This is a genomic window from Sphingobium scionense (genome assembly GCF_014197035.1).
GTDB classification, from domain to species: domain Bacteria; phylum Pseudomonadota; class Alphaproteobacteria; order Sphingomonadales; family Sphingomonadaceae; genus Sphingobium; species Sphingobium scionense.
In genome coordinates this window covers 37,736-53,728 of the sequence record NZ_JACIEU010000006.1, presented here as the reverse complement: position 1 = coordinate 53,728, position 15,993 = coordinate 37,736, and the positions used below count along the sequence as shown (strand labels likewise).

The following is a 15,993-nucleotide window of genomic DNA, read 5'->3' as shown; positions in this document are numbered from 1 at the left end:
TGTCGCTCAGGGTTCCTCGCCCTCGATCCGCGCGTCATAGCTGCTCAGTGCGCTGATGACGTCCGGCAACTTTTCATAGCGCTTGCGTAGCAGAGCGAGTTTGACGTCGGTGCCTGAGCAGAGTTCGGCGACGCTTTCCTCGATATAGGCGCGCCGTTCCGCATCATAGGGTTCCTCGCCGCGGAAATGGTCGCAGCTGTCGCGGTCGACCATGAAGGCGGTGACTTCGCGCGGGAAGGGGGCGGGCTGGGCCGCATTGCCGGAGGGCGGCAGGTCGAGCGAATTGGTCGGGCCGGGCGGGCCGACGGTGACGATCGGCGCCGGGCGCGAGGGCAGGACGGCGGGGGGAGCGGGCGGCGGCGCATCGGGCTGGACGACGGCAACGGCCACCTGCTGCGGCGCGCTGACCGGGGCGGCTTCTGCGCTGTCGTCGGACGAGCCCTTGCAGCCGGTGACGAGCACCAGCGCCAGCATCATCGGAAACAGCTTCAAACGCCCCTTCACCCGATTTCCTCCCGCAGTCCGGCGATCAGATCCGCAACATGCGGCAAGCGCGACTCTTCCTCGTCGAGGATCGCCAGAAACGCCGCCCGCCTATAGTTGCGCAACGCGCCTTCGGGAAGACGGGTTGGGGCAGGAATTGCGGAAATTACGATATCCAGCAGTCGCTCCACCCCATGGAGCCTGCCCCACAGATAGTCATTCTCCCGGTAGACCCGGCTGAAAAAGGCACCAAAGTTATTGAATTCTATGCCTTTTAGCGTAGCGTTCGCACCGCCCGTGCGGATTGCGGTGCAATCTTCGGGCGAAATCCGGTCGACCTTGATCGGATCATATTCATCGACAGCGTCACCCTGAAGCAACGGTAAGGTCGCGATGTCGGAGAAGGGGAAGCCGAGATAGGCCAGCAACATGGTGCGGCGCCCGGCCTTGGGCAGGTTGGCGAGCGCTTCGGCCAGCAGCATGTCGGCCGCCTCGTCACGGGCGCGCAGGCCGCGCGCCTGGGCCATCGCCTCCAGCGCCGCACCGGCGTCGGTCGGCACCTGTGCCGCGGCGGCGCGGACATGGTCATTGTAGAAATCATTGCCATCGCATTCGGTATAGAGGGCGAGCGCGCGATAGATGGCGTCGTGCATCGCCTGCACCGCCTCGCTGTCGGCATCGGCCTCCAGCTCCAGCGTCTCGGCCAGTCGCCGCGCCAGGAAGCGCAGGCGGCGGATGCGGAAGGCCAGGTCATGGGTGCGGAAGAACAGGACGGGCGCGGCGGCGGAGCCGGCATCCTCGGTCAACTGGTCGGCACCAATCGCGCGGACCTGCTTCCAGATCGCCTGGCGATAGGCTTCGCGCATCATCGGCGCATCCTCGCCGCTCAGCTGGAACAGGCGCGCGGCCAGATCCTCGACGATGCCCGACAGCTTGAGATGGGCATAGGCAGGGAAGGCGAATCCGGCCGATGCGGCGGCGCGCTGCTGCGCCTTGCCGCGCCAGGCCGACAAGCGCGCCGGCGTCGGCCGGTCGAGGAACAGCATGCGGCCGATCGCCCCCTCCACCTCCGCCTCGATACCGGGGCGCAGCGCCTGGATGATCCGGCCCATGCGGCGGATGCGGGCGGAATGGCGGTCGATCGCCTCCAGATTGTCGCGGATCGGCTGTTCGCGAGGAATGTCCGACAGCGCGCCGAAGATGGTGCGGAAAAAGCCGGGCAGGGGGGCATTCTCGCCGGTCGGCGCTGCTTCCTCCTCGCCCTCGCGGTTGAGGTGGATCGACCGGTGGCCGGGCTTGGGATCGATATAGACGAAGCGGCGGTCGACCTCGCGCCGCGACGGCCGGTTCTTGAGCGCGCCGATCGCCTGGGCAAAGGGGGCGTTGGCCAGCACCGATCCGTCGATCAGCACCGCGTCCTCCGCCTCGCCCCGTGCCGCCCGGCGCGGCAGCACGCGCGCCAGGAAGGCGTCGCGGCCGGGCCAGGCGCGGTGGCGGCGCTTCAATACCCGGTCCAGCTCGCGCACGGTGAAGGGCGGAAAGGCGCCGGGGAAACTGGCAGTGGCGCGCGCGGCAAAGACCAGTTCGGCCGGATCGGCAAAGCCGCTGACGCTGCCGCCCCGACCGCGGAAGCCGATCGACAGCCGATGCTCGGTCTCGATCACCTGGGGCGGGCTGTTGAGGCTCAGGCTTTGCACATGGCCGTCGAAATCTGTGACGGTGACGAACAGGTCGAGTGGATGGCCGTCGGGCAGCAGCGACGGGCCGGCCGGGGTCGCCGCCATCGCGTCGAAGGCGTCGAGCAGCATGGTCGAGAATATCGCCCCGCCAAAGGGCGGCTCGAACCAGCGCGAGCGGATGAAGCGCGACAATTTCATCCGCACCTCCTCGCGCGTGTCGGGCGCCACCGTGCGCTCGACCGCGTCGCCGGGGCGGCGCGCGGCCATCCATACCAGCGGCGTCGCCCAGAATTTGGTCAGCGCGCGGGCGGGGCGGGCATCGGGATCAAGCAGTTCGTCGACATCGGCATTGTCGAGCCACAGCGCAGTCAGCGGCTCCAGTGACTGGCCGGTCTCGATCGCCTGGGCCAGGAAGATGCCGTTGATGCCGCCCGCGCTGGCGCCGGCGATGATGTCGGGCAGGATGCGCAGCCGCGTGCCGCTCGCTGCCTCGATATCGGCAAGCAGCCGATGATAGACCGCCTCGCTCGCCCCCTGCGGCGCCACCCCGTCATGAAAGGCCCGGCTCGCCCGCGTCAGGTGCCAGATTTCCTTGGTGATGCCGTGCATGTAGACGGCCAGGCTGATCCCGCCATAACAGACGAGCGCGAGGCGTAATTCCTTCTCCCTCATGGGGATAGGGATCGCAAAGCCAGGCCGCCTTGTCGAGAGGCGGAATGTCCCACCCCTTGTCCGAAAGCGAGAAGGGGGGATGGCGGGGAGGGTGGCTAAGCTACGGCCTGTTTTCTGCCGTCATCCCCGCGCAAGCGGGGATCCATTTCCCCAGCCCAGTGCGACATGCGAGGTCAGGAGATGGGTTCCCGCCTCCGTGGGAATGACGAAAATTGGTGGGTTGCGGACAGGTCCTTATCCCGTCATGCCAGCGAAGGCTGGCATCTCTCTGTTCTTCTCAGAACCCAGAAGGAGGTGAGATCCCAGCCTTCGCTGGGATGACGGAGTTGGGTGGTTTGTGGAATGGCTGCTCTCAAACCCAAATCAGAAAGGCGCCAGACATTGGTGACCTTCGCCTTTTCGCCCTGCTGACAGGCGTGGGCGGCGGCACGGTGCGCGACCTGCTGATCGCCCAATCTAGAATTGATAAAAGCTTTATGGCAATCAACAGTGATGTTTATACGCAACCCGACCTTCTGGATTTTAAACCCGGTTCTTATTGTCGTAACGGCTGCATCCGCCCAATATCGTCCGCTGGCGATATTAAGTGTGATAGCTATCTTCATCGCGTTCATCGCTTGGATTGCCGGCGGCTTGTTGGACCGGCCTCGTTTCCATGCGGTTTTGGGAGATGAATGGATAGAAGGTGAGACCGGAGTTTATTCGACGATCGCCTTGTGGGGAGGAGTTCTCATAGCTGCAGCAGCGACCGACGAAGCACAAACGATGCCGCTGTTCGGCATCGTGCAGGCATTAGTAATGCCCGGCGCAATTGGCATGATGGTATCGCAACTCCCGCTCACAAGAATGTTTGGTCAGAGGTCTTAGTTTCAGCTTTTGGTCGCCTCCAGACCCTCAGCCATCCCCAACACGCGCCCGCATTCACCCCAGCCGGAACTCCGCCCAGATCGGCAGATGGTCCGATGCCTTGCGGGCAGCGGCGCTTTCGTGGACGCCGCTGTCGACCAGGCGGATGCGGCCGCAATGCATGATCCGGTCGAGCCGGGCGACCGGGCGGCGGGCGTGGAAGCTGCGGCCGCAGGGCGCGAAGCTGTAATGGCGGGCAAAGTCGGCCAGGCAGCCGCGCTCGGCGCTCCATTCGTTGAGATCGCCCATCAGCACCGTCGGCAGGGCATGCCCCTGCGCCGCGGCATGGATCACCGCCGCGGCCTGCTTGCGCCGCCACAGCCCCGACAGGTCGAGATGCATGCCGAACACGCGCAGGGTCGCACCCTTGATCGCGACCTCCGCCATGGTCGCGCCGCGCGGCTCCAGGCAGGGCAGGTGCAGCACGTCATAGGCGGCGACCTCCGCCTCTTTCCGCACGATGATGGCATTGCCGTGCCAGCCCATGCTATCGGTCTGGACGTTGAGCGGCACCGGCTTGTAGCCGCTCTGGCTGTCGAGCAGCAGTGGCGGGATAGCGGCATGGCGGATGCCAAAGCGCCGGTCTGCCTCCTGCAACGCGATGATGTCGGCATCCACCTCGTTCAGCACGTCGATCACCCGCTCGGGCGAGCGGCGGCGGTCGGTGCCGATGGCCTTGCGGATATTATAGCTGGCGACGCGGATCGTGGCGGACATCTTCCTTCAATGCGCCAGCCATCGCTATGTTTCCAGTGGGGCGATCATCGTTCTTGAAATGTTCCCTTCTCAAGAGTTAAATAAGTGCCGTTCGGAGATGAAAGATATGGCCAAGGCAAAGCGCAAATTCGTCTGTCAGCAATGCGGCACCGCCTCCGGCCGGTGGCAGGGGCAGTGCGATGACTGCGGCGAATGGAACAGCATCGTCGAGGAAGCGGCCGAGACCGTCTTTTCCGCCCGGCATGACCTGCAGGGCGGCGGCCGGGCGATCACGCTGGTCGGCCTCGACAGCAAGGTGGAACTGCCACCCCGGACCAGCACCGGTATCGCCGAGTTCGACCGGGCGCTGGGCGGTGGCATCGTGCCGGGGTCGGCCACGCTGATCGGTGGCGATCCGGGCATCGGCAAGTCTACCCTGCTGCTGCAGGCGGCGGCGCGGGTCGCCGCGCGCGGGCTGACCGTCGCCTATATCAGCGGCGAGGAGGCGTCGGATCAAGTGCGGCTGCGCGCCCAGCGCCTCGGCCTTGGCAACGCCCCGGTGCAACTGGCGAGCGCGACATCGGTGCGCGATATCCTCACGACGCTGAGCGACGGCGTGCCGCCAGCCCTGCTCATCATCGATTCGATCCAGACCATGCACAGCGACCTGATCGAGGGCGCGCCCGGCACCGTCAGCCAGGTGCGCGCGTCGAGCCAGGAACTGATCAAATTCGCCAAGCAGCGCGGCACCGCGTTGATCCTGGTCGGTCATGTCACCAAGGATGGCAGCATCGCCGGCCCGCGCGTGCTGGAACATATGGTCGACACGGTGCTGGCGTTCGAGGGTGAGCGCAGCCACCAATATCGCATCCTGCGCGCAATCAAGAACCGCTTCGGCGGCACCGACGAGATCGGCGTCTTCTCGATGGTTGCCGAAGGGCTGGAGGAGGTCGCCAATCCGTCCGCCTTGTTCCTCACCAATCGCGACGAGACGGTGACGGGCGCCACCGTCTTCCCCGCGCTGGAAGGGACGCGGCCGGTGCTGGTCGAGATTCAGGCGCTGGTGGTGCGGCTGTCGAGCGGGGCGACGCCCCGGCGCGCGGTGGTCGGCTGGGACAGCGGCCGGCTGGCGATGATCCTGGCCGTGCTGGAGGCGCGCTGCGGCCTCAGTTTCTCGACCTGCGAAGTCTATCTCAATGTCGCGGGCGGCTATCGCCTGTCCGATCCGGCCGCTGACCTCGCCGTCGCCGCCGCCCTGATGTCGGCTTTGTCTGAACGACCGGTGCCCGCCGATGTCGTGCTGTTCGGCGAGGTTGCGCTGTCGAGCGAGATCAGGCCGGTCTCGCACACGCCGCTGCGGCTCCGTGAATCGGCGAAACTGGGCTTCAACCGCGCCTTCGTGCCGGCGTCCGGCGCGGACGGAGTGAAGGGGATTTCGGTCAGCGGCTTCCGCACGCTTGCACAGCTGGTTGACCAGATGCTCGGTCGCGGATAGCCAGCGCGGCATGAACGCCGTCGATATCCTCGTCCTCCTCCTCATCGGTGGTTGCGCCATATTCGGCCTGCTGCGCGGGTTCGTGACCGAAACCCTGTCGCTGATCGCCTGGGTCGCGGGCATTTTCGCGATCAGCCTGTTCCATGCGTCCGTCACAGAATTGCTGACCAGCTTCGTCGGCAGCGAAAGCGGCGCGGCGGTGCTGGCCTTCTTCCTGATCTTCGCCGTCACCTTCGGTGCGGGCAAGCTGCTCGCCCGCGCGATCGGCCAGCGCACCCGCCAGTCGGTGCTCGGCCCGATCGACCGGGTGCTGGGCGGCGGCTTTGGCGCGATCAAGGGGCTGATTGGCGCGACCCTGATCTTCCTTGCCTTCAGCCTTGTCTACGACACCTTCTACGGCAGCGGCGCGCGCCGCCCCGACTGGCTGTCCGATGCCCGCACCTATCCGCTGCTCAACGCCAGCGGCAAGGCGATCAGCGAATTTGTCGACGAACAAAGGGCGCAGAAACCGGCCGAACCCGACCCGCCGGAGTAAGGAAACAGGCCAGACCGGTTGCCCCTGGTGCTGGCGAACTTGCCGCTCTCAAGCGCCGGCCGGACTGCGGGTGATGCGCATCGACTGGCGTTGGCGGGCGTGGGCGGGTTCCTGATCGCCCAATATCTCCTCGGTCAGCGAGACATGGGCGAGGGTCAGCATCATGTCCATCAACCGCTGTTCTGCCTGCGGCAGGGTGTCGATCGGGTAGCGGTCGAGATGGGCGAGGGCGGCGTCGAGCAGGGGCGCGGCCGCCGTGAAGAAGGCCGCGCGGTCGGCCGGGTCGGCATCGCCGCGCCGGGCGGCACGGGCGATCGATCCGTCGATCACCCAGCGATCGGCAAAGGGGACCAGTGCCTCGAAGGCGGCGGGGAGGAGAGCGGTCATGCAATTGCCTCCGCGCGCGCAACGGGCGTGGTGCCGGTGCGTTCGGCACGCCAAGCCTGCACCCGTTCGTCGACGGCGTTGAAGAGGTGGCGGCAGAGCGCCTCCTGCGCCTGGAAATGGATATGTTTGAGCGCGCCGCTGTTGAGGCCGCGCTGCCCCGCCTCGATCACGTCGCGATCCTCGGCATGGATGTCGCGGGCGCTGGCCATGGCATATTCGCGGGCGTAGCGGCGGCTGGCGCAGTCATCCTCGCCCTGCCAGTAGAGGCGGATCACGCCCCGCGAGCGGCGCGCGTCGATCGGCCAGACGGTGTGGGAGAAAGGCTGGGCCGGCGAGCCCAGGATGAAGAAATTGGGAAACAGCGCGAGATAGTCGCGGCTGTGCGGGCCGGCGGTGCCGTCGGCCATGGCGAAGCGGGCGGCGCGGCCGAAGGATTGCGCCTGCACCGGCTTGGGTGCGGGATCGGGATTGGTCCAGATCGTCTGGGTGCGGTGGGGGCCGTGAAAGCCCATCTTCACCGGATAGCCGAACGGATTATCCTCGCCCACGGCCGGTGCGCCGGAGCGGGGATGGATGAAGCGGAGATGGTAATTCTCCTGGAAATTGTCGTAGGTCAGTTTCCAGTTGGCGTCGATCTCATAGACATATTCGGAGAAGGTCGTGGCCTGCGCCGCCGGGAAGCCGTCGAGCATCGTCGCATAGGGGCCAAGATCGTCGCGCAAGCCTTTGTCCGGCGTGCCGAGATGGACGAAGATCAGCCCGCCGCAGATGTCGAGCGCGACGCGGGGCAGGGCACAGTCGGCCTTGTCGATGAAGAAACGCTCGAAATCGGGGGCGGCGAGCAATGCGCCATCGGTGCCGAAGGACCAGCGATGATAGGGGCATGAGAAGGTGCCGCGCCGGCCGCTTTCCTCCTCGACCAGCTGGGTGCCGCGATGGGTGCAGACATTGTGGAAGGCGCGAATCTCGCCATCGCGGCCGCGCACGATCAGCAGCGACACATTGAGTGCCTCGATCTCGCGGCGGATGAAGCTGCCGCTGTCGGGCAGTTCGCAGATATGGCCGACCTGAAGCCAGGAGCGGCGGAACACCGCTTCCCGTTCCAGCTCGAACCAGGCCGGATCATGATAAGGGGCGGCGGGGATCGGCGCGGTGCCGAGCCAGGCCAGACTGTCGTCGCTCATGCCCTGAAAGCCGGGCCGTTCGCCGTGCATCATCGCTCTCCGCTGTCTGTCTTTTCGACAGCATGAGCGGGGCAACCTAAATTTGCAACACTATTGTTGTAAATTGTATCAGTCGTCGGCGATGCCATCCCGGCGCAGCACCCGCTGCTGTTCCTGGCGGAAGCGGGCGATGGTGGCTTCGGTGTCGAGATCGGGGGCGACGCGATGGCGAAAGACGCGCGGGCCGATCAGCGCGCTGGTGAGCAGCATCACGCAATAGACTTCGGCGTCGATCGGCTCGTCGGGGAAGGCGACGGCAAGGCTGGTGCCGATGCCCGATACCAGGGCGTCCCAATGCGGATAGCTGGCGCGGATGTCGCCGGGCGCGATGAAATCCTCGATCCACAGCGACATGATGGCGGGATTGTCGAGCACGAAGCGGGTGACATAGTCGATCCGTGCCTGGCGCGGCAGTTCCGGGCGGAAGGCGGCGACGATCTGCTGCGATGACCAGAGCTTTACCGCCGCGACCAGGGCGTCACGATCGGTGAAATGATAATAGATAGTGGTGCGGTTGACCCCCGCGGCGCGGGCAAGCGCGGAGAGGGACAGCGCATCGATGCCGCGATCGGCGATCAGCCCGACCGCCTGCTCGATCAGCATCTGGTGGGTATCCTCGAAGGATTTGTAGCGGCGCTGCTGTGCGGTTTCGTCGGTCACGCCCCTTCGCCTAGACCCGGCCGGGCGGGGCGGCAAGCGGCGCGTGGACGGATGCCCGTCTCGCTTGAACTTTTCCCCCGTTCCGCCTATGTTTCCGCCATGGCCATTCTTCCGATCCTTGAGGCGCCCGATCCGCGCCTGCGTACCATATCGACCCCTGTAGAGGCGATCGACGACGATCTGCAGCGTCTGATCGACGACATGTTCGACACCATGTATGACGCGCCGGGCATCGGCCTGGCCGCGATCCAGGTGGGCGTGCCCAAACGCATCCTGGTGATGGATCTGCAGGAGCCGGAATCGGATGAGGAAGACGCGCCGCCGGTCAAGAAGCCGATGGTGTTCATCAATCCGGAGATATTGAAGGAATCCGAGGAACAGTCGGCCTATAATGAAGGCTGTCTGTCGGTGCCAGACCAGTTTGCCGAGGTGGAGCGGCCGGCGGTGATCCGGGCCAGCTGGATGGACCGCGACGGTCGCATCCATGAGGAACAACTGGAAGGGCTGCTCGCCACCTGCCTGCAGCATGAGATCGACCATCTTGAAGGCGTGCTGTTCATCGACCATCTGTCGCGCCTGAAGCGCGACATGCTGCTCAAGAAGCTCAGCAAGGCGCGCAAGGCCGCTTGAGTCTTCCGATTGTCGGCATAAGTTGTTCCCTACAGGGGACAGCTTATGCCGAATCGCGATTCCATATCACCCGTTGCACGATCGACCGTTCCATCGGCATCATTGCAGCAGCTTCTTGCCATGGACAGCGAGGCTTTCGTCCGCTGGGCCTATGTTACCATGCTGGGTCGTCCCGTCGATCCCGAAGGGCTGGCCTTCTATCTTCGCCGGATGGATGAGGGGAAGAGCAAAATCAGTGTTCTGAAACAGCTCAAACTCTCGGCGGAAGGACGTGTGTTCGATGCCCAGCTGCAGGGGCTGGACAGTGCCATCCAGCAAGAGAAATTGGAGCGGATACCGGTTATAGGGCCGATCTACAGATGGTTTCAGACCCAATCCGAGGCACGGACCTTGCCAGGCGCGCTGTGATCGGAATTCTTGCTTTTATCTGAGCTTCTGCTGAGTGCGTAATTGATCGGTTTTAGATCGGACGTGGACGACTGGCAGTGAACAAAGAAAAACCTCCCCAGGCGGTGTGCCGGGGAGGTTTTTTTCTGGTCCGCGATGGCCGCGAGGGTCAGGCCATGCCGTCAGTGTCCAGCGCATAGCCGGCCGAGCGGACGGTGCGGATGATGTCGTGGCGACCGTCGACATTGATCGCCTTGCGCAGGCGGCGGATATGGACGTCCACGGTGCGCAGTTCGATGTCGCTGTCCTGGCCCCAGACGCTGTCGAGCAATCGTTCGCGCGAGAAGACCCAGCCGGGATGCTCCAGGAAATGCTTGAGCAGGCGGAACTCGGTGGGGCCGAGCGGGATGACCTGGCCGCCGCGGCGGACCTTGTGGCCGACCGTGTCCATCTCGACATCGGCGAAGGTCAGCGTCTCGCCGGCCAGCGCCGGGCGGACGCGACGCAGCACCGCGCCGACGCGGGCGACCAGTTCGCGCGGGGAGAAGGGCTTGGTGACATAGTCGTCGGCGCCGGTTTCCAGGCCGCGCACGCGATCTTCTTCCTCGCCGCGCGCGGTGAGCATGATGATCGGCACATTGGCGGTGCCGTTCATGCGGCGCAGGCGACGACAGACCTCGATCCCCGACAGGCTTTCGACCATCCAGTCGAGCAGGACGATGTCGGGCGTGTTTTCCTGCGCCATCAGCAGCGCTTCCTCGCCATCGACGGTATGGGCGACCTCGAAATCCTCACGCTTGAAATGCCAGATGAGCAGTTCGGCCAGCGCCGCGTCATCCTCCACCAGCAGCATCTTCGCCCGCGCCATGCCTTAATTCTCCTGCTGCTGGGTGCCGCCGCGTTCGCGTTCGGGCAGGGTCTGGCCCGTGGCGGCATAATAGACCATTTCCGCGACATTGGTCGCATGGTCACCGATGCGTTCGATATTCTTGGCGATGAACAGCAGGTGCGCGCACTCGCTGATCGTCTTGGGATTTTCGACCATGTAGGTGACCAGCGTGCGGAAGACGCTGTCGTAGAAATCATCGACGACCTGGTCGCGCTCCACCACCGCCAGCGCCAGTTCGGCGTCGCGCGCGGCGAAGGCGTTCAGGGCGTCCTGAACCATCTCGCCCGCGACCTGGCCCATGGAGGGCAGCAGCGACACCGGTTCCAGCTTGTGCTGATTGGCGGCGATCAGCGGCACGCGCTTGGCGATATTCTTGGCATAGTCGCCGATCCGCTCGACCACGCTGACGATCTTCAAGGCGGCGATCACATCGCGCAGATCATTGGCCATGGGCGCGCGCAGGGCGATGATCTGCACCACCAGCTTTTCGACTTCCGCTTCGAGGGCATCGATGCGCTTGTCGTCGGCGACCACTTCGGCGGCGAGGCGCTGGTCCTGACGCTGCAGCGCCAGCATCGCATTCTCGATCGCGGCTTCCGCGCGACCGCCCATTTCGGCGATCAGGCCGCGCAGCCGGTCGATTTCCTCGTCAAATGCCTTGATCGTATGTTCAGCCATGTTTCTTCTCCCCCCGATCAGCCGTAGCGACCGGTGATATAGTCCTTGGTCCGCTCCTGGCGCGGGTTGGTGAAGATGTCGCTCGTCACGCCATATTCGACCAGTTCGCCCAGGTGGAAGAAGGCGGTGCGCTGCGACACGCGCGCGGCCTGCTGCATGTTGTGGGTGACGATGACGATGCCGTAACGGCCGCGCAGTTCGTGGATCAGTTCCTCGATCTTGGCGGTGGCGATCGGGTCGAGCGCCGAGCAGGGCTCGTCCATCAGGATGACTTCGGGTTCGACCGCGATGGCGCGGCCGATGCACAGGCGCTGCTGCTGGCCGCCCGACAAGGCGGTGCCGCTGTCGTTGAGCCGATCCTTGACCTCGTCCCACAGACCGGCGCGGCGCAGCGACTTTTCCACGATCACGTCCATGTCCGCCTTGCCCGCCGCCAGGCCGTGGATGCGGGGGCCATAGGCGATATTCTCGTAGATCGACTTGGGGAAGGGATTGGGCTTCTGGAACACCATGCCGACCCGCGCGCGCAGCTGCACCACGTCCATCGAGGGGGCGTAGATATCTTCGCCATCGAGCGTGATCTGCCCTTCGACCCGGGCGGAGGCAACGGTGTCGTTCATGCGGTTCAGCGTCCGCAGGAAGGTCGATTTGCCGCAGCCCGACGGGCCGATGAAGGCGGTGACATGGTCCATGTCGACGTCGATCGAGACGCCCTTGATCGCCTGCTTCTCGCCATAGAAGACCTTGACGTCACGGGCCGTCATCTTCGGATTGGCAATGGCCAGGCTTTGCTGTTCTTCGGTCATGGGTGTGATTACCACCGTTTTTCAAACTTGTTGCGCAGGTAGATGGCGAGGCCGTTCATCGCGAGCAGGAAGGCCAGCAGGACGATGATGGCGGCCGAGGTCTTTTCGACGAAGCCCTTGGAGACTTCATCCGACCAGAGGAAGATCTGCACCGGCAGAACGGTGGCCGGATCGACGATGCCGCCAGGCGGCGTGGCAATGAAGGCGCGCATGCCGATCATCAGCAGCGGAGCGGTTTCGCCGAGCGCGCGGGCCATGCCGATGATGGTGCCGGTGAGGATGCCGGGCAGGGCCAGCGGCAGCACATGCTGGAACACGACCTGGACCGGCGAGGCGCCGATGCCGAGCGCGGCGTCGCGGATGCTGGGCGGCACCGACTTGATCGCGTTGCGGCCGGCGATGACGATGACCGGCATGGTCATCAGCGCCAGCGTCATGCCGCCGACCAGTGCGGCCGAGCGGGGAAGCTGGAGCAGGTTGAGGAAGATCGACAGGCCGAGCAGGCCGAAGATGATCGAGGGCACGGCCGCCAGATTGTTGATCGACACTTCGATGATGTCGGTCCACCAGCTCTTGCGGGCATATTCCTCCAGATAGAGCGCCGTGGCGACGCCGATCGGGAAGCTGAGCAGCAGGGTCACGAGCATGGTCAGCAGCGACCCCTTGAACGCGCCCCAGATGCCGACCTGGGTCGGATCGGTGCCGTCGCTGGCGGTCAGGAAGCCCCAGTTGATACCGGTGGCGAGCAGGCCGGCCTGACGCAGGCGCGCGACCTGAACCTCGGCTTCGGGCGTGCCCTTACTCTTGGCGGCGAGGTCGATCGCGGTCGCGGCGGGCACGTCGATCGTCTCGGTGCGGCTCAGGATCTTCGGATCGGCCTTGATCGCGTCACGGATCGAGATCCAGGCGCTCGGCGAGATCAGCGCGTCGGCATCCTTGCCCAATGTCTTCTGCGCGACAGCGCTGGTCACCATCGGCAGATTGGCGTTGGCCAGTGCCTCGTCGGTGATGTTGGCCGGGTCGAGCAGCAGCGGCGAGGCGGGGAAATCGACCTTGAGGGCGATTTCCGTGCGGGTGAAGCCGCGCATGCCGTTGCCGACCATGGTGAAGAGCAGGAAGGCGAGGAAGGCGGCGCTGAGCGCCACGGCGAGCAAGCCCGCCGCCTTGAAGCGACGTTCGGCGGCATAGCGCCGGGCGATCCGTTTGCGCATGGCGTCCGACTTCCAGTCGGTGGGGTTCTTGGCACTCATCGTTTCATTCCCCGTTCGCCCTGAGCGAAGTCGAAGGGCAGGGCTGAGCGACGCGAAGCTACTTCGCTTCGCTCAGTGGAGGGCTTCGACAGGCTCAGCCCGAACGGAATTGGGATGTTCGGGCTCATTCGTAAGCCTCGCGATATTTCTTCACGACCCGCAGGGCCACGATGTTGAGCAGCAGGGTGACGATGAACAGAACCAGGCCGAGCGCGAAGGCGGCAAGCGTCTTGGCGCTGTCAAACTCCTGGTCGCCGGTCAGCAACTGGACGATCTGGGTCGTCACCGTGGTCACGCTGGCAAAGGGGTTGAGGGTGAGGTTGGCAGCAAGGCCGGCGGCCATCACCACGATCATCGTCTCGCCGATGGCGCGGCTGACGGCGAGCAGCACGCCGCCGACGACGCCGGGCAGGGCGGCCGGGATCAGCACGCGGCTGATCGTCTCGCTGGTGGTGGCGCCCATCGCCAGGCTGCCGTCGCGCATCGACTGCGGCACGGCGGCGATGCTGTCATCGGCCATGGAGGAGACGAACGGGATGATCATCACGCCCATGACGAGGCCAGCGGCCAGCGCGCTTTCGGAAGAAGCGCCATGGATGCCGATCATCACGGCAAAGTCGCGCAGCGCCGGCGCAATGGTGAGCGCGGCGAAATAGCCATAGACGACGGTGGGGACGCCTGCGAGCATCTCCAGCGTCGGCTTCATCCACTTGCGGACCGTCGGGCTGGCATATTGGGTCAGGTAGATGGCGCTCATCAGGCCGAGCGGGATGGCGACGATCATGGCGATGATCGCGCCGATGAAGATCGTGCCCCAGAAGAGCGGCACCGCGCCGAACGCATCCTCATTGCCATAGCCCATGGCGGCCGACTGCGGGCTCCATTTGGTGCCGAACAGGAAGTCGATCGGGTTCACCATCGAGAAGAAGCGGAAGCTTTCCCACAATAGCGAGGCGACGATGCCGAGCGTGGTGATGATCGCCAGCAACGAGGCGATCAGCAGCGTCGCCATGACCAGCCGCTCGACCCGGGTGCGGGCGCGGAAATCGGGACGGACACGGGTGAAGGCATAGGCGCCGCCGGCAAAGGCGAGCACCAGCGCCAGCACCGCGCCGGCCAGGCCATAATGGCTGAGCGCGGTGCGATAGGGTTCGACCAGGGCCTGCGCGGCGGGGTTGAAGGCGCCGGCCTGCGCGCCGGTGGCGATCGCCCGCGCCTCGCCCAGGATGGCGGAGCGGGAGAAGCCGTCCATCGGCAGGCTCTGCGCCGCCGGGTCACCCAGCACCGACTGGGTGACGAGGCCGGGCGAGACATTTGCCCAGACCGCCAGGAAGATGCCGGCCGGGATCAGCGTCCACAGCGCGACATACCAGCCATGATAGCCGGGCAGGCTGTGTACCGCGTCGCGGCGACCGCTGGCGCGCGCCACGCCGGAAAGGCGCAGCGCACGGGCGCGAGCGCTGACCCAGGCGATCGCGCCCAGGCCCGCCAGCAGCAGGAGGATTGCAGGACCGGTCATGATGCCCTTACTTCAGCTGCGAACCGTCGAGGACAGTGAGCGACTTGACGATTTCCGCGCTCTTCTTGCGCACGTCTTCCGGTGCCGCGACCATGCCGCGCTTGGTCAGCGCGCCGTCGGGGTTCCAGTTGGCGGCGAAGGTGTCGAGGAAGCCCTGCAGGCCACGGATCGCCTGCATATGCGCCTTCTTCACATAGATGTAGAGCGGGCGGGCGCCGGGATACTGGCCAGTCGAGACGGTTTCGTAGCTGGCTTCGATGCCGTTGATCGGCACGTCCTTGAGCGTGTCCTTATTTTCTTCCAGGAAGCTGAAGCCGAAGACGCCGACGGCGTTCGGGTTGGCACCCAGCTTCTGGACGATCAGATTGTCATTCTCGCCCGAGTCCACATATTTGCCATCCTCGCGGATGCGGGTGCAGGTGGCCTTATACTCGTCCTCGCTCTTTTCCTTGAGCGCCTTCATCGCCTCGTCGCTCTGGCAGCCTTTTTCCAGGATCAGTTCGGCCAGCGAGTCACGGGTGCCACTGGTCGAGGGCGGGCCGAAGACGGAGATGGCGATCGCGGGCAGGCTGGGGTCTACGTCCTTCCAGGTCTGGGCCTTGTTCGGACCCTTGCCATAGGGATTGGCGGCCAGCGCCTCATAGACGATCTTGGGGGTGAGCTTCAGGCCGGGGCCTTGCTTGGATTCCGCGAAGGCGAGGCCGTCGACACCGACCTGGATCTCGATGATGTCCTTGACGCCGTTGGCGGCGCACTGCTCGAACTCCGCCTTCTTCATCCGGCGCGAGGCATCGGCGATGTCGGGATGCTGGGCGCCGACGCCGGCGCAGAACAGCTTCATGCCGCCGCCGGTGCCGGTCGATTCGATGATCGGCGACTTCATGCCGGGATTGCCCTGCACGAACAGTTCGGCAACCGCGGTGGCGAAGGGATAGACGGTGGAGGAACCGACCGCGCGGATCTGGTCACGGGTTGCCCCAGCGCCGCCCGACTGGTCGCCGCAGCCGGCAAGCGAAAGGGCGGCCACAGCGGTCGCGGCGAAAAGGGCGAATTGCTTCACGGGAACCTCCAACTAACAGGCCGCGATTCGCAATGTCG

18 protein-coding genes are annotated in these 15,993 nt (G+C 65.2%); 5 read left to right on the top strand and 13 right to left on the bottom strand.

Annotated elements, in window-relative coordinates:
* Positions 1-6: 6 nt before the first annotated feature.
* The 3 genes from GGQ90_RS08170 to GGQ90_RS28970 form a co-directional block, all read right to left on the bottom strand.
* Complete coding sequence (locus GGQ90_RS08170) at positions 7-504, bottom strand: hypothetical protein (protein WP_188081680.1); 498 nt, start codon at positions 502-504, stop codon at positions 7-9.
* Positions 501-2,834, bottom strand: a complete 2,334-nt coding sequence (locus tag GGQ90_RS08165; protein ID WP_188081679.1) for a patatin-like protein — start codon at positions 2,832-2,834, stop codon at positions 501-503. The genes GGQ90_RS08170 and GGQ90_RS08165 overlap by 4 nt, the downstream gene beginning before the upstream one ends.
* Before the next feature lie 242 nt (positions 2,835-3,076).
* Complete coding sequence (locus tag GGQ90_RS28970; RefSeq protein WP_223178157.1) at positions 3,077-3,340, bottom strand: hypothetical protein; 264 nt, start codon at positions 3,338-3,340, stop codon at positions 3,077-3,079.
* Here GGQ90_RS28970 and GGQ90_RS08160 point away from each other — a divergent pair.
* Positions 3,327-3,701: a hypothetical protein gene (locus GGQ90_RS08160; RefSeq protein WP_223178156.1), complete on the top strand. Its 375-nt coding sequence runs from the start codon at positions 3,327-3,329 to the stop codon at positions 3,699-3,701. The two genes, GGQ90_RS28970 and GGQ90_RS08160, sit on opposite strands and share 14 nt — an antisense overlap.
* A 54-nt stretch (positions 3,702-3,755) precedes the next feature.
* Here the strand turns inward: GGQ90_RS08160 and GGQ90_RS08155 are convergent, their stop codons facing one another.
* Entirely contained in the window at positions 3,756-4,457 is a 702-nt protein-coding gene (locus GGQ90_RS08155) for an endonuclease/exonuclease/phosphatase family protein (RefSeq protein ID WP_188081677.1), read from the bottom strand.
* Positions 4,458-4,563: 106 nt separating this feature from the next.
* On the opposite strand from GGQ90_RS08155, the gene radA reads away from it, so the two are divergent.
* Positions 4,564-5,931 (top strand): DNA repair protein RadA, encoded by a 1,368-nt coding sequence (radA, locus tag GGQ90_RS08150; RefSeq protein WP_188081676.1) that lies wholly within the window; start codon positions 4,564-4,566, stop codon positions 5,929-5,931.
* A gap of 10 nt (positions 5,932-5,941) precedes the next feature.
* Positions 5,942-6,466, top strand: a complete 525-nt coding sequence (locus GGQ90_RS08145; protein ID WP_188081675.1) for a CvpA family protein — start codon at positions 5,942-5,944, stop codon at positions 6,464-6,466.
* Positions 6,467-6,514: 48 nt separating this feature from the next.
* Here the strand turns inward: GGQ90_RS08145 and GGQ90_RS08140 are convergent, their stop codons facing one another.
* From GGQ90_RS08140 to GGQ90_RS08130, 3 genes are all read right to left on the bottom strand, one after another.
* Complete coding sequence (locus GGQ90_RS08140) at positions 6,515-6,853, bottom strand: hypothetical protein (RefSeq protein ID WP_188081674.1); 339 nt, start codon at positions 6,851-6,853, stop codon at positions 6,515-6,517.
* Positions 6,850-8,067, bottom strand: a complete 1,218-nt coding sequence (locus tag GGQ90_RS08135; protein ID WP_188081892.1) for an aromatic ring-hydroxylating oxygenase subunit alpha — start codon at positions 8,065-8,067, stop codon at positions 6,850-6,852. Before GGQ90_RS08135 ends, GGQ90_RS08140 begins: the two co-directional genes overlap by 4 nt.
* A 78-nt stretch (positions 8,068-8,145) precedes the next feature.
* Entirely contained in the window at positions 8,146-8,736 is a 591-nt protein-coding gene (locus GGQ90_RS08130) for a TetR family transcriptional regulator (RefSeq protein ID WP_188081673.1), read from the bottom strand.
* A 99-nt stretch (positions 8,737-8,835) separates the two neighbouring features.
* Between GGQ90_RS08130 and def the strand changes: the two genes are divergently transcribed.
* Complete coding sequence (gene def / locus GGQ90_RS08125; protein WP_188081672.1) at positions 8,836-9,366, top strand: peptide deformylase; 531 nt, start codon at positions 8,836-8,838, stop codon at positions 9,364-9,366.
* Positions 9,367-9,411: 45 nt separating this feature from the next.
* Complete coding sequence (locus GGQ90_RS08120) at positions 9,412-9,774, top strand: DUF4214 domain-containing protein (protein WP_188081671.1); 363 nt, start codon at positions 9,412-9,414, stop codon at positions 9,772-9,774.
* Positions 9,775-9,922: 148 nt separating this feature from the next.
* On the opposite strand, the gene phoB is transcribed toward GGQ90_RS08120, so the two are convergent.
* The 6 genes from phoB to GGQ90_RS08090 form a co-directional block, all read right to left on the bottom strand.
* On the bottom strand, positions 9,923-10,621 hold the full coding sequence (gene phoB, locus GGQ90_RS08115) for a phosphate regulon transcriptional regulator PhoB (RefSeq protein WP_188081670.1): 699 nt from the start codon (positions 10,619-10,621) through the stop codon (positions 9,923-9,925).
* Positions 10,622-10,624: 3 nt separating this feature from the next.
* The gene (gene phoU / locus GGQ90_RS08110; protein WP_188081669.1) at positions 10,625-11,320 is read right to left on the bottom strand and encodes a phosphate signaling complex protein PhoU; all 696 of its coding nucleotides are present in this window, start codon (positions 11,318-11,320) and stop codon (positions 10,625-10,627) included.
* 17 nt (positions 11,321-11,337) lie between these two features.
* Positions 11,338-12,126 (bottom strand): phosphate ABC transporter ATP-binding protein PstB, encoded by a 789-nt coding sequence (gene pstB, locus GGQ90_RS08105; protein ID WP_188081668.1) that lies wholly within the window; start codon positions 12,124-12,126, stop codon positions 11,338-11,340.
* A gap of 8 nt (positions 12,127-12,134) precedes the next feature.
* Positions 12,135-13,376 carry a phosphate ABC transporter permease PstA gene (gene pstA / locus GGQ90_RS08100; protein WP_188081667.1) on the bottom strand — a complete coding sequence of 414 codons (1,242 nt, stop codon included), beginning with the start codon at positions 13,374-13,376 and terminating at the stop codon, positions 12,135-12,137.
* Positions 13,377-13,500: 124 nt separating this feature from the next.
* Positions 13,501-14,895: a phosphate ABC transporter permease subunit PstC gene (gene pstC / locus GGQ90_RS08095; protein ID WP_188081666.1), complete on the bottom strand. Its 1,395-nt coding sequence runs from the start codon at positions 14,893-14,895 to the stop codon at positions 13,501-13,503.
* Positions 14,896-14,902: 7 nt separating this feature from the next.
* A complete protein-coding gene (locus tag GGQ90_RS08090; RefSeq protein ID WP_188081665.1) occupies positions 14,903-15,955 on the bottom strand; it encodes a substrate-binding domain-containing protein in 1,053 nt (350 codons plus the stop codon).
* Positions 15,956-15,993 lie beyond the last annotated feature (38 nt).